13 protein-coding genes and 1 pseudogene are annotated in these 12,445 nt (G+C 63.8%); 2 read left to right on the forward strand and 12 right to left on the reverse strand.

Annotated elements, in window-relative coordinates:
- Window positions 1–122: 122 nt before the first annotated feature.
- Window positions 123–1,309: pseudogene (locus QNA08_RS13250) on the reverse strand (pyridoxal-phosphate-dependent aminotransferase family protein).
- Between the two features lie 310 nt (window positions 1,310–1,619).
- On the opposite strand from QNA08_RS13250, the gene QNA08_RS13255 reads away from it, so the two are divergent.
- Together QNA08_RS13255 and QNA08_RS13260 are read left to right on the forward strand one after the other, a co-directional pair.
- Window positions 1,620–2,360 carry a GntR family transcriptional regulator gene (locus QNA08_RS13255; RefSeq protein WP_283741183.1) on the forward strand — a complete coding sequence of 247 codons (741 nt, stop codon included), beginning with the start codon at window positions 1,620–1,622 and terminating at the stop codon, window positions 2,358–2,360.
- Window positions 2,361–2,462: 102 nt separating this feature from the next.
- A complete protein-coding gene (locus QNA08_RS13260) occupies window positions 2,463–2,843 on the forward strand; it encodes a hypothetical protein (protein ID WP_283741184.1) in 381 nt (126 codons plus the stop codon).
- A gap of 539 nt (window positions 2,844–3,382) precedes the next feature.
- On the opposite strand, the gene QNA08_RS13265 is transcribed toward QNA08_RS13260, so the two are convergent.
- From QNA08_RS13265 to QNA08_RS13315, 11 genes are all read right to left on the reverse strand, one after another.
- Complete coding sequence (locus tag QNA08_RS13265; protein ID WP_340322101.1) at window positions 3,383–3,814, reverse strand: hypothetical protein; 432 nt, start codon at window positions 3,812–3,814, stop codon at window positions 3,383–3,385.
- Window positions 3,815–4,002: 188 nt separating this feature from the next.
- Window positions 4,003–4,656: a hypothetical protein gene (locus tag QNA08_RS13270; RefSeq protein WP_283741185.1), complete on the reverse strand. Its 654-nt coding sequence runs from the start codon at window positions 4,654–4,656 to the stop codon at window positions 4,003–4,005.
- A gap of 64 nt (window positions 4,657–4,720) precedes the next feature.
- Window positions 4,721–5,176 carry an A24 family peptidase gene (locus QNA08_RS13275; RefSeq protein ID WP_283741186.1) on the reverse strand — a complete coding sequence of 152 codons (456 nt, stop codon included), beginning with the start codon at window positions 5,174–5,176 and terminating at the stop codon, window positions 4,721–4,723.
- A gap of 292 nt (window positions 5,177–5,468) precedes the next feature.
- Entirely contained in the window at window positions 5,469–5,975 is a 507-nt protein-coding gene (locus tag QNA08_RS13280; protein WP_283741187.1) for a tetratricopeptide repeat protein, read from the reverse strand.
- A 20-nt stretch (window positions 5,976–5,995) separates the two neighbouring features.
- Window positions 5,996–6,925, reverse strand: coding sequence for a type II secretion system F family protein (locus QNA08_RS13285; RefSeq protein ID WP_283741188.1), 930 nt, complete (start codon window positions 6,923–6,925; stop codon window positions 5,996–5,998).
- A gap of 11 nt (window positions 6,926–6,936) precedes the next feature.
- A complete protein-coding gene (locus QNA08_RS13290) occupies window positions 6,937–7,890 on the reverse strand; it encodes a type II secretion system F family protein (protein ID WP_283741189.1) in 954 nt (317 codons plus the stop codon).
- A gap of 8 nt (window positions 7,891–7,898) precedes the next feature.
- Complete coding sequence (locus QNA08_RS13295; RefSeq protein ID WP_283741190.1) at window positions 7,899–9,293, reverse strand: TadA family conjugal transfer-associated ATPase; 1,395 nt, start codon at window positions 9,291–9,293, stop codon at window positions 7,899–7,901.
- 61 nt (window positions 9,294–9,354) lie between these two features.
- The gene (locus tag QNA08_RS13300; protein ID WP_283741191.1) at window positions 9,355–10,500 is read right to left on the reverse strand and encodes a CpaE/TadZ family protein; all 1,146 of its coding nucleotides are present in this window, start codon (window positions 10,498–10,500) and stop codon (window positions 9,355–9,357) included.
- A 10-nt stretch (window positions 10,501–10,510) separates the two neighbouring features.
- Window positions 10,511–11,146, reverse strand: coding sequence for a TadE/TadG family type IV pilus assembly protein (locus QNA08_RS13305; RefSeq protein ID WP_283741192.1), 636 nt, complete (start codon window positions 11,144–11,146; stop codon window positions 10,511–10,513).
- Window positions 11,147–11,156: 10 nt separating this feature from the next.
- Complete coding sequence (locus tag QNA08_RS13310) at window positions 11,157–11,639, reverse strand: TadE/TadG family type IV pilus assembly protein (protein WP_283741193.1); 483 nt, start codon at window positions 11,637–11,639, stop codon at window positions 11,157–11,159.
- 8 nt (window positions 11,640–11,647) lie between these two features.
- Window positions 11,648–12,343: a hypothetical protein gene (locus tag QNA08_RS13315; protein ID WP_283741194.1), complete on the reverse strand. Its 696-nt coding sequence runs from the start codon at window positions 12,341–12,343 to the stop codon at window positions 11,648–11,650.
- Window positions 12,344–12,445 lie beyond the last annotated feature (102 nt).

Genomic DNA, 12,445 nt, shown 5'->3' on the forward strand with positions numbered 1-12,445 from the left:
CTCTCCTGGCTGCTTCCGATGGCGGCACTCCGCCGGCGGGATCGGACCGCGGCCTTCCGGGCATTTCCGGGACATTCCCGATGATTCCGGACAAGCTCGCGGACGATTTTGCATTCACTTCTTCACTCAGCGGCCCGGGAGACGGATCCATTATTGCCTGCAAGACAGGCCATGGCCACCTCCATGCCGCCGGAGCGATGGGGCACGCCGCAGGCGCGCAGCCCCATCTCGACGCCGGACAGCGTCCCGGTGACCATGAGATCGTGGAAGTCGCCCAGGTGGCCGATGCGGAACACCTTGTCGGCGAGGGGTCCGAGGCCGTTGCCGAGGGACATGTTGCAGCGGGCGAGGATCCCGGCGCGCAGACGGTCGGCCGAAGGCCCGTCGGGCTGGCGGACCGCGGTGAGCGAGGAGGAACATTCCGAGCCGTTGCGGCAGCTGACCTCCAGCCCCCCAGCGGCGGACGCAGCGGCGCGTCGCCTCGGCGGCGCGGTCGTGCCCGGCGAAGACATTGTCGAGCCCTTCCGCCTGCAGGAGGTCGATGGCGACCTTCAACCCCTGCAGCAGGTTGGTCGCGGGCGTACGGGGGAAATAGCCCGCGGCGTTGGCGGCCAGCATGTCGCCCCAGTCCCAGAAGGAGCGCCGCAGGCGCGCCGTCCTGGCGGCTGCAAGGGCCTTGTCCGAGACCGCGTTGAACGAGAGCCCGGGCGGCAGCATCAGGCCCTTCTGCGATCTGCCGACGGTGACGTCGACGCCCCATTCCTCGTGCCGGCAGTCGATGGCGCCGAGCGAGGAGATCGTGTCGACGAGGAGGAGAGCGGGGTGACCGGCGCGGTCGAGCGCACGGCGCACGGCCGCGACATCGGACGTGACCCCGGTCGAGGTCTCGTTGTGGACGACCGCGACCGCCTTTATGCGGCGCCCCCCTGTCCTCGGCGAGGCGGACCTCTAAGGCGTCGACGCCGCTGCGCCAGTCCCCCTTGATGATCTCGACGTCGAGCCCGAGGCGCCCGGCCATCCGTTGCCAGAGCTGGGCAAACCAGCCCGTCTCGTACATCAGCACCCTGTCGCCCGGCGAGAGCGTGTTGACGAGCGCCGCCTCCCAGGCCCCGGTGCCCGACGCGGGGTAGATGATCACGGGCCCCGAGGTCTTGAAGATGACGCGGAGCCCCGCGAGCACCTCGCGCCCGAGGCGGCCGAACTCCGGCCCGCGATGGTCGATCGTCGGCCTTCGCGATCGCCGCCAGCACCGGCAGGGGGCAGCTGGTCGGCCCGGGATCTGCAGGAAGCGCCTCCCCGTCTGCTGCATGGAGCGTCTCCTTGGCGCGCATCCTCTTGGTGACCTGCCGGGCCGTCTGCCTGGCGCCCCCCCCGAGCGATCCCCTGAGCGATCCCCTGGACGATCCCCTGGGCGATCCCTTGGGCGATCCCTTGGACCACCTGCATCACCGTGTGAAGAATTTTGCATTCATTTTCTGTCGGCAAAAGGGTTCACTTCGCATCCGCGATCGACATCAACCAAGGCCAAGGGGCCATCCATTGAAACAGGCGGTCGAAGTCGCCATGTGATGGATCCGGTTCCTCAATCTGGCCATTGCGGCCGTTGCGGGCGACGCAGAATGAATTACGAGCAACCTCGATCAGGCGAACCGGCGCATTCCTCGCCGCTCTCGGCCGCCGGCGCCCCCACGCGCGAGAGCCTTCACGACGAAGTCCTTGCACGGCTTAGAGATTTTATCGTGGAGGGGCATCTGAAGCCGGGCGATCGGGTTCCAGAGCGCCAGCTGTGCGAGACCTTCGGCATTTCCCGCACGCCCCTGCGCGAGGCCCTCAAGGTGCTCGCCTCGGAAGGCCTGATCGACCTCCTGCCCAATAGGGGCGCCCGGGTCCGCAAGTTCACGGAGAAGGACGTCCGCGACAGCTTCGAGCTTCTGGCGAGCCTGGAAGCCGCGGCCGGCCGCCTGGCCTGCGCGCGCATTTCGGAGGCGGAAGTCGCCGAGATCGAGCGCCTGCACTACGACATGTACGGGCACTACATGCGGCGGGAGCTGCCCGAATATCTCAAGCTCAACCAGGCGATCCACGCCGCCATCGTGGCGGCATCGAACAACCAGGCGCTCCAGGCGGCGCACAGGAGCCTGACCGCCCGCATGCGGCAATTCCGCTATTCGGCCAGCACGATCAAGCGCGACCGGTGGGGACAGGCCATGCGCGAGCACGAACAGATGATCGATGCCCTGCGCCGGCGTGATGGCCGGGAGCTGGGCGACATCCTGTTCGAGCACCTGCTCAACAAGCTGCAGGCAGCCTACGAGGCCATGCGGGCACAGGAAGCGGCAGAGGTGCCGGAGGTTACCTGACGCAGCCGCCGCCCGGGACGCCGGGAGCGGGCGCCGCCTTGCTCGTCACCGCGACGGTGTTTTGTTACGCTACCCTCCGGATGTTTCGGAAAGAGGCGTCGCATGCGTGCTTTCAGCAGAATTTGCGTGGCGGCCGGCGTGGCCATGATCGGTGCGGGCTGCGCCATCACCCAGGACGCCGTGGTGGGCGTGAGGACGGAGTGGCGCGGGCGGCCGGCCGACGAATTCTTCGCCCGGATGGGACCGCCCATGAGCCGCACCGTGAAAGCCGACGGCAGCACGGTCTATCTGTGGTCCTCCGCGTCGCAGCGCGTTCCGGCGCGCAGAACCGCGCGCGCGACGCCCGCGCCCGGCGCCAATGAATGCCGCGTGCAGATCACCGCCGACCGGCGCGACGTCGTCGTGACGATCCGCCCGATGCTCGACAGCATGGAGTTGTTCAGCAGCACCGTCTGCGGCGAGCTGTTCGGGCGACCCGCCTGACCGGCGCCCGAGGCGCCCGAGCCTTGCCTGCGCGGCTCCTCGGCCCACCGCCACGATCAGCGATGATCCCCTCGTCAGCTTGCCAAACGTCGCAGTCTGACCAGCCCGGCCAATGCCGGCGAGCGACGGCCCCCTCCGTCAGCTACACCACCATCAGGGACACGACCGTCCAGTCACTGTTCCCCGTCCACGGACGGGGCCCTTCTTTCTGCATGCCGCTCTTGGACGCCTGTCGCCGCACCCGATGCAACAGGATGGCCACGTCTCTGCCCATGCCGACTACCCTGGATGGATTAGCGCGAACGGCTGGTCACATGAGAGTAGCGCCCTATCATGATTGCGCCTCCTCGCCCGGCTCGGCGGACGCCGGGCGTTTCTTTTGCCCGTTGCTCCCTCGACATTCACCCGATCGCGGCCTGACCTCCGTCCGGTGCCGATCTGGCCGGCGACTGTCGGGGCCCGGAGAGGAGACCGTCGCGGCGGGCCCTCGCGGCCGGATCAGGCGCGAAACCGTCGCGGAATCACTCGGCACCGAGGCTTTAGGCCCCTGCGACCTTGCCGATGCGCTCGCGCCGCAGAACGAGCCAACCGAACAGCAGCATGTCGGCAATGATGGCGAGGGATGCGACCGCGGCGATCGGATCGCCGATTGGGCGCCCGGTGTGGACGAGGGCGACCCCGACGGTGAGGACTGCGGTCGCGACAATCCAGATCCCGGACTGCACCCGGGCAAGCCGGCTCCGGTCGATGGCTGGATGCAGGTGATAGAAGATGCCGAACAGGAACAGGGACACCCATCCCAGCAGATTGAGGTGAGCATGCGCCGGCATGGTCCCATGGTCCCCCGAGGCGGCCATGACGATGCCCCACAACATGCCCACCACCCCGAGCAGCACGGCAGCCTGGAAGCTCAAAGACGAAGCCTTCATCGCAATCTCCCGTCGCGCCAGATCCGATCGCCAGGAGGTCAACGGTGCTCCCGCAATCGCGCGAGGTCAACGCATCGATCCGATCAAGCGGGCAGCAAATGTGTCATAGAGCTCCGCCATGACCTTTCGAGAGATCGCAAATGAAATCATTCGAAAACAATTTATATTCACATCAAAAATCTAACAATCCAAGCGATAACAACACTCCAGCCGCGAGAACATATCCAATGTTAACGATATGATTTCATGATATAGCATAATTTCTTGAACCGAAGAAAAGAAAGTAGCTCGTCGTTACGATACACGAGCTTAAATGTATATGAATCTCCCCTGTTGAATACGTGCGATTTATTATTTGAACTGACAGAAATATCGATGCGATCTGCGCCGTCCAAGATCAGATCCGTCATCTTGAGGATCATGTCTTGATTGACTTCCGGCGTCTCGACCAGATCGAAGGAGCCGTCCTGGTAGATCTGCGCCGTCGAGAGCATCCCCACATTCGTCGCCGGCGGCGCATTTGCGGGATAGACACGCACCAGGGCCGTACCGAGGGAGGAAACGGCTGCGCTCGGCTTCTTGCCCTGGCGCAGGAACTGGACACGAAGCCGTCTCCGATCACGCTCACATGAGAACAGGAGCAGCCCCTCCCTCTGATGCATCCGGCCTCGCGTGATGTCCGTCCGGACGATGCCGATCCCGTCGGCGAGCGTTTCCAGGACCCACCCGTTCCCGCCTGTCGCGTAATCACGCGGGGAAGCCACCGTGCCGAACGGTGCAATGCAAAGAGAGAGGAGAAAAAACCTCACCCCGCCGCGACGAAGCGCCGGGGAGAAACGCCAGCGGCCCTTTGGCCGGTGAGAAAGCGCACTCTGTCGACTCACTGACCCGATCCTGTTGGGCAAGCGATCGTCGCACGACTACAGGGCGACCCAAAGTGATCTCGCATCATGGCTGCGCCAGGCGCAGGCCCTCGGCGGCGATCCAGGCCAAGGCGATGCAGGGGCCAAAGGGCACGCGCGTACGGCTGCCGACGCGATGGGAAGGAAGGAGTTTGAGGCGAGCACCTGCCCAATAGAGAAGCGTGAACCCGCACATCAGCAACGCGAACGGAAGCGCGCCCTCCGGACCGAGCCAGAGAAAGCTCACTCCCAGCAGCTTGACGTCGCCGCCACCCATCAGACCGCGGCCGTACATCAATGCCAGTATCGCGAACAGGACGAGGGCAAAGGCGGTGTGCGAGGCAAGGAGCGCCAGATTGGCGCGCAGGGCAGCCCACAGCAGAAAGAGAACGAAGAGGGCAACGACAACGTCGTTGCGAATGCGGTAGTTCTTCAGATCATCGATGAGGACGAACACCAGGATAGCCAGAAGAGCTGCCCGGATCGCGGCCTCCAGCAGCATGGCAAATTGCACTGTCACGGTTTCGGCCGGCGCTGAACTACAGCACCGCACCATGAAGCCTGATGGCTCGCTCGAGCGGCATCCGACTTCCCTGAACAGAAGGAGCGCCCCCTCTCTCTCACGATTGAATATTTTCTCCGTTGAACACGGATCCATCTCGGCGGCAAACGCTCCACGTCCTGGAGCAAAGCGGCGCCGTCAACCGGGCTCTGCGGCGGGGCGGGCTCTCCTTGCCCGAGCCGCACCCGGTTTGCATGCAAATGCGACGAGGTCTGCCCCTCGCTGTCAGGCTTCAATTGGCCCTCGTCGTGTCGAAATAGGACTGCGCCTGCTCAAGAAGAGCTAAATTGTTGATTATATTTGGATTTTGAGGATCGCGCGAAAGAGCGCGATTGAAATAGATCCTCGCCTGCCGGACGTTGCCCCTGAGCAGATAGGAATAGCCTCGGTTGTTCAAGATCTGCACGGTCTCGCCCTTGAGGCGGACAGCCTCCTTGTAGGCCCGGTCGGCAAGATCGAAGCGGCGCAGGTGGTCATAGCTCGCAGCAAGCCCCACCCACGCATCCCCATCGCGCGGCGTCTTTTCTACCGCATCGCGGAAGTACCGCTCGGACAGCCCGAAGTGACCCCGCGCGAAGTGATCGCGCCCAAGCCGCGCCGGCTCGTCGGAAGGCTCGTATTTCGGATCGACGGCCGCCTCCAGATGCGGCTTCGCCGTATCGGCGGCGTCAGTGAACGCCTGACACCCCGAAAGGGCCAGTGCGAGAAGTATGACCCCATGCTTGCCAAGCTTTTTCATCCCACCCCCACCACGGCAGATCACGACCGGCCGAACGCTCCGAGAATCCTGATCAAAATCGGAGTCATGATTACAAGCAAGAGGACAGGGAATATAAATGCACCGAGCGGCAACACCAACTTGACAGGCAGCGCATGCGCCCGCTCCTCCGCGCGTGACAGGCGCTTGTCGCGCATTTCATCGCTAAATGTACGCAGCGATTGTGCAATATCGGTGCCGAGCTCCAAGGATTGCTGCAAGAGCATGGTCAGTGCCCGCGCCTCGTCGAGGCCCAGTCGATTCGCCAGACTGTGCAGTGCATCGATCGTGCTGCGCCCTGCGCGCATCTCGCTACCCATCAGGGCGAGATTGAATCCAAGCTCGGGCTCCTTGGTCTGCAGCTCCGCCCCGACTCGCTCGAGGGCCGCTTCGAGGCTCAAGCCAGAATCGACGCACACGACCATCAGGTCGAGGAAATCTGGGAACGCAATCTTGTATCGCTCGGCGAGCAGTCGCTGGCGCCGCCTGATATAGGCCTGAGGCAGGTAGTAGGATAGAAGGAATGCACCTCCGAGCAGCGCCGTCTTGGCGAACATCTGCAGATGGGCGAGGTCCCTCAAGACCACGATGTAAAGCACGGTCGGCAGGAATATCACCGTCACCGACTTGACAAGCGTGAAGATGAAGGGCGCATCCGCCGAAAAGAACCCGGCCCTCAGCAGTTCCATGCGCAGTTGCGCCCTGGCCCCCTGGTCGAGACCGATGCTCTCGTCACCGATCGTCGCCTTGACGATGCCCTTCAGCGTGTTGACGGAATCACGTTCCAGCCCGGTCCCGCCCGTATCGACCTGCAATCTCTGCCGGATGCGGCCGCGCTTGGAGGCGTGAAGGCCCATCCAGAGCGAGAGCATCGTCACGATCGTGAAGACGATCAGTGCGACCACCCAGACGACGTCTTCTTCCGCGTTCATGGCCGCCACCCTCAGAACTTGAAGTGGACCATCTTATACATGATGGCATTACCTATTAACGTCATCACAACACACAGGGAAAACGAAAGGTGAAGAACCGGATTTCCCCACACGTCGCCGTAGAACCGCGGTGAGAGCAGGTTCAACGCCATGAAGACGACGAGTGGCATGAAACTCAGCGCCACGGCGGAGAACCGCCCCTCGGCAGACAGCGCCTTCACCTTGCGCCGCATCTTGAAGCGGGCCCGCAGCATCTGGGAGAGACGCTGGAGGATCTCGCTCAGATTGCCGCCCGTCTGGTTCTGGACTGTGATCGCCGTCGCAAGGAACACAAGATCGAGATAGCCGACGCGCTGGCAGAGCCCGTGCAGAGCGGTGGCCAGATCGCGCCCATAGGTGATCTCGTCGCAGGTGACGCCGAATTCCGTACCGGCGGGATCCGGCATTTCGCGTGCCACAAGCGAAAAGGACACAAGGAGCGGGTGGCCTGCCTTGAGGCTGCGGACAATGATGTCGATCACGTCCGGCAACTGCTCGGCGAATCGGCCGATCCGCCGCGCCTGCATGATCCGCAGCGCGCCGAGGCTCATCGCAATCGTGGCGGCGAGGGATATGGCGAGTGTCAGGAGGGCCGCGTCGAAGACGAACGACCAGACCACCAACCAGGCGATGAAAATGGCGAAGATCGCTGCCGAGAGGGAAAGGCCCCTGAGGCGCAGCCCAGACTGCAGCAGGAGCCGGGAAAGGTAGGGAACCCTGCGAACCAGATAGGTGTCCGCGAGGCCGCGCTCGCGCTTCAAGAGCTCCAGAGCCTCCATGGGGCTGAGGTGGACATCGAGAAGTGCCAGCCGGCGGTTGACGTGCCGACGTGTGCGCAGGATGCGCGTGTAGTAGCCGTAGGCGAACTGCACGGCAAAGAACACGGCCGCGAACACCAGCACATAAACGAGCCATGGTTCACGCATCGTCGGCCTCAAAGTGGTTGGGTTGGATCGAAGTAGTTGCCGGGAATGTCGATCCCGATCGACTTGAGCTCCTTGAGGAAGTTCGGGCGGATGCCCGTCGCCCGGTAGGAGCCGACGATGCCACCGTTCTGATCGAGCCCTTCGCGCACGAAGCGGTAGATCTCTTGCATCTGGATGACATCGCCCTCCATTCCGGTGATCTCGCTGACGCTGATCATTCGCCGCTTGCCGTCGGCAAGACGCTGCAACTGCACCACGAGATTGATCGCCGAGGCGATCTGGGCGCGGATCGAGGTAATCGACATCGGCATGCCGGCCATGCCGACCATCTGCTCGAGGCGCCGCATGGCGTCGCGCGGGTTGTTGGCGTGAATGGTGGTCATCGACCCTTCGTGACCGGTGTTCATGGCCTGCAGCATGTCGAAGGCCTCGTCGCCGCGGACCTCGCCAATGATGATGCGATCGGGTCGCATGCGCAGGGCGTTCTTGACGAGCTCCCGCTGCCGGATCTCACCTTTGCCCTCGGCGTTCGGCGGCCGGGTCTCGAGGCGGCCGACGTGCGGCTGCTGCAGTTGCAGTTCGGCCGCATCCTCGATGGTGATGAGGCGCTCCTTCGGGGAGATGTAGCTCGACAGCGCATTCAGCATGGTCGTCTTGCCGCTGCCCGTGCCCCCGGACACGATGATCGATATGCGTCCCTGCACGGCCGCTCGCAGTACTTCCGCCATTGGCGGCCTGAGAGCCCCGATGTCGACGAGGCGATCCATGGAGAAGGGGCGCTTCGAGAACTTGCGGATCGAGACGAGCGGACCATCCACGGCCACGGGGCGCACTGCAACGTTCACACGCGAGCCGTCGGGCAGACGCGCATCGACCGTGGGCGAGGACTCGTCGACGCGGCGCCCGACGCCGGCCACGATCTTCCCGATGATGCGCAAGAGGTGCGCCTCATCCTTGAACCTGACGGACGTGGGCTCGAGCTGCCCGTAGCGCTCGACGTAGACAGACATGTGCGTGTTGATGAGAATGTCGTTCACCGTCGGATCCTTGAGCAGCGGCTCGATGGGGCCGAGACCGGTCATCTCATCGATGATCTCGTCGATGAACGCTTCCAGCTCCTTCTGGTTGAGAACAATCCGTTCGCTTTTCACATATTCGGTCACGAACGGGCGGATCTGCGCCGAAATGCTCTCGATGGACACCTTGTCCATCATCGACAGGTTGAACTCGTCGATGATCTTGCCGTGGAGCTTGACCTTCTCGTCGATGAGCGCCGGCTTCGAGGCGATCAGTTCTTCGTAAAACCTGTTGTCCGCCACCGAGGCCGGCGATGGTTCCTCAATCGGTTCGACAGGCCTGCTCGCCTGGGACCAGCCCCACCGGCTGTAAGAGCTTATGCGCATGGCGCCCTCCGCTTCTCCCGCTCGGGCGGCCGCAACCCTGGCGGCCGCGCCCCATCGCCACTCACGTCGCGCGTGCCAACCCGTCGATCCAATCGGCGATCTTCCTGATGTCCTTGCAGACGCCGCGCCCCTGATTGATCCGCATCATGGGGCGGCCGGTGTTCGTCGCTTCGGCAGCGAACCCCGTGTCGCGCTGGACGTAGAAGACCCGCTGCCCGTCAAGGGCGGCACTGATGTCGGATCGGCGAACGATGCCGCCGAGCCAGCCCCTTTCGCAGAAGTTGACAGCCACCGAGAGGTGTTTCGGCGCGATGGCGTCCGTCAGCCGCCTCAGGCGGACAGCCGCCTGCTTGACGGAGGGAACGCCGTAGGCGCAGGTCAGTACGATCCCATTCGAGCCGCTGACAATGTTGTCGATCCAGGGGAACCAGAGCGCCGGCAGATCGACCAGGACCAAGTCATACCGCTCACCGAGCTGATCGAGAAGAGCGAAGATGACGCATTGATCGATATGGGCGTAGTCGATCTGCGTCTGGTGGCTCACGAAAAACGATACGCCGGACTCGTGATTGCTCGCGAAGATATCAATCATCTGGCCGTCGAGGCGATCCGGGCTCTGGTATATCTCCTCGATGCCGAACCGCGGCTCCACGTCGATGTAATCGCCAAGCGCACTCGCATGGAAATTGAAATCAACCACGCAGATGCGGCGCGATCTCCAACTCTTCAGCGATGCGAGATAGACGGCGCTCTCGAGCGCGATAGTCGTGTTGCCAACGCCGCCGCCGCTCGGCAGAAGGGCGGCGATCGTGGCCGTCCTTCTTGCGGAATGCGCATGACCCGCACGCAGGCGCTGGGAAATCTCGACAATCTCGTGCGCCGCCGTGGCCCAGGTAACCCATTCCCCCACCCCCGTACGCAGGAGGCTCTTGTATGCTTCGGCGGACATGTCGTCCGCGACGTACACGACGAAACCACGGCCGATCGCCGTCTCGGCGAATTTGACCACCTCAGCGGCTCCCGGCCGCAGCGGGCCCATGGCCGGCACTATAATTATAGAATTCGTGTGGCTTGCGTATCCTCCTTCTCTGTTGAGTGCCTCCAAGCCGTCGACGAAGGTGACGTCGTAGCGCAACTGCTCGAGAAGCCGCTTGAGAAGCTGCGCTCCGTGTTCAGTCTCGTTCGGGAAGACGACGAACGCGCGCATGGGGTTTGCCTCACGAACTCGCAGGAGCGACTGAGGACAGATCTTCCCCCGTCACCGTCACGGTGATGGCCGGCATCTGGATCCGGCCGAAGCCGAGAAGTCCGTTCAGGAAGAAGAAGTCGAACGTCAGGTTCTGCAGGGTGATGGTCACCGTCGGCACGGGCCCGTCCGGGCGACCGACAAAGCCGAGGCCCGTCTGCCGGTAGGCGACGCGCACGTTCGCCGGGCCGATCGCGGGAAAGATGTCGCACATGCCGATCCGATACGGCCCGGTGGCGCCCGTGCAAGACTGGTCGCCCCGCCCATAGACGATCCACTGCATGGCCGTGGCGCTATACGTCCCGGCGCGTGTTCCCGTGCAGCTTTGCGTCGCGCCGTCGCAGAGGATGTCATAGTAGCCCGCTGGCAGGGGGTCACCCGGCGTAAAGCCGGTGTCGAGCCCGTCGAGGGACTTCAGGCCAGCGTCAACAGGGGCGGACACGGCCGCGATGCGGGCGCCGCGCTCGGCTGCCTTGATCGCCCGGTTCCACTGCTGGAACGCGAAGAGGAAATCCACCGTACCGAGCAGGAAGACGAGCGTGAGGGTGATCGTCACCGCCACCTCGACCATGACGCTGCCCCCGGTATCGCGAATGAGCTTACGCATGGCCATCGCCTCAATCTCCAATGACGCGCTCGCGGTGCGACGCACGGACCGCAAAGGAGCTCAGGCCAAGAAAGCCGAGTGTGCCCAGACCCGGGTAGCTTGGGCTCGTACTCACTGTGACGATGCTGATCTGGTTGCCGCCGCGATAGGGGCGCTCCCCCGTCGCGGGATCGACCGGGTTGGCAATCGTCTGAACGGCGACGGCAACGTCGGAGGGCGCCCACCAGCTCACGCGACGCCTTCCCGAGCCATCGATGGTGCCCGTGGTGGCGAGATTCCGCGCCTGGCTCGCCGCCGCTGCAGGATCGGCGGTGCGGGCCAGGTAGCGTGCCGCATCGCGAATTCCCGTGGTCATCAGGTGGTGGGCATAGAAGGCGTTGGAGAACTCGAAGACACCGTAGGCAAGAAGCATCAGCACGGGGAGGACGATGGCGCCCTCGATCAGCGCCGTGCCGTGCTCGTCACTTCGAAGACGGGCCAGTAACGTAAACATGACCGCCCTCACCGATAGAGTTGCACGTTGTCGCGCGCGACGCTCTTGTCCGTGCCCGGTTCGACGATGCCGATGAATTCGGCCCAGATCACCGGATCACTGGGGTTGTGCACCGGCTCCGTGATGAAGAACTTGGCGAAGGCCTCGACTGCCATCGGTGTGCTGGTGCCCCCGCTCACCTTCGAGCAGTCGATGACGGCGGCATACAAGATGCGCCTCTCGGCCCCTCCGGCAGGTTGCTTGGAGCAGGTCTTGCTTCCCGTTTCCTTCATCTGTCCGCCGGCATCCCCCTTCGAGCGGTCGCTAACGCAGTCGAGCTCGAGTTCCTTCTGGTAGACGAAGTAGCGCGACGGCTTGGGGCCGGCACCGTCCCAGACTTGCGATTTCTTGCTCTTGCACGGCTCGGTCGGGTGGTTCACCGCCCAGTAGGTGTCGATATCCCATTCCCAGGTCCCGGTGGTGCTCACCGGGCTGCAGGTGCCGGCATAGAAGCACGGCTCCCGCGGGAAGCCGATGGCGGGTGCGTTCGGCTGCTTGGACGGAGGCTGATCCGGGTCGTAGACCACATCCTTGTTGGAGTTGAGGCATATGCCGTCCGTCGCGCTCGGCTTGGTGGCGTACCCCTTCCGGACGTTTGGCGCCGGGGTGAAGTTGGGATCGTTCCGGAGGCCCTTGGCGCTGTTCTCGTAGAGATCGAAACGCACATTGACCGCGTCCTGGGCGCGGGACTGACCTGCCCCCCGCCGGTCCCTCATTCATTGTGAGAGCCCAGGGGTTTGGTAGCTGATCTCCATCGCCGGCGGTAG

Origin of the sequence: Chelatococcus albus, assembly GCF_030067675.1 — a bacterium.
Classification (GTDB): domain Bacteria; phylum Pseudomonadota; class Alphaproteobacteria; order Rhizobiales; family Beijerinckiaceae; genus Chelatococcus_A; species Chelatococcus_A albus.

Coding starts and splice junctions, on each gene's coding strand:
- QNA08_RS13275 (WP_283741186.1), bottom strand. CDS start 5,176: ATGCTGCTGGAGGCCGCGATCCGGGCAGCTCTTCTGGCTATCCTGGTG.
- QNA08_RS13285 (WP_283741188.1), bottom strand. CDS start 6,925: ATGAACGCGGAAGAAGACGTCGTCTGGGTGGTCGCACTGATCGTCTTC.
- QNA08_RS13290 (WP_283741189.1), bottom strand. CDS start 7,890: ATGCGTGAACCATGGCTCGTTTATGTGCTGGTGTTCGCGGCCGTGTTC.
- QNA08_RS13300 (WP_283741191.1), bottom strand. CDS start 10,500: ATGCGCGCGTTCGTCGTCTTCCCGAACGAGACTGAACACGGAGCGCAG.
- QNA08_RS13295 (WP_283741190.1), bottom strand. CDS start 9,293: ATGCGCATAAGCTCTTACAGCCGGTGGGGCTGGTCCCAGGCGAGCAGG.
- QNA08_RS13280 (WP_283741187.1), bottom strand. CDS start 5,975: ATGAAAAAGCTTGGCAAGCATGGGGTCATACTTCTCGCACTGGCCCTT.
- QNA08_RS13310 (WP_283741193.1), bottom strand. CDS start 11,639: ATGTTTACGTTACTGGCCCGTCTTCGAAGTGACGAGCACGGCACGGCG.
- QNA08_RS13305 (WP_283741192.1), bottom strand. CDS start 11,146: ATGCGTAAGCTCATTCGCGATACCGGGGGCAGCGTCATGGTCGAGGTG.
- QNA08_RS13260 (WP_283741184.1), top strand. CDS start 2,463: ATGCGTGCTTTCAGCAGAATTTGCGTGGCGGCCGGCGTGGCCATGATC.
- QNA08_RS13255 (WP_283741183.1), top strand. CDS start 1,620: ATGAATTACGAGCAACCTCGATCAGGCGAACCGGCGCATTCCTCGCCG.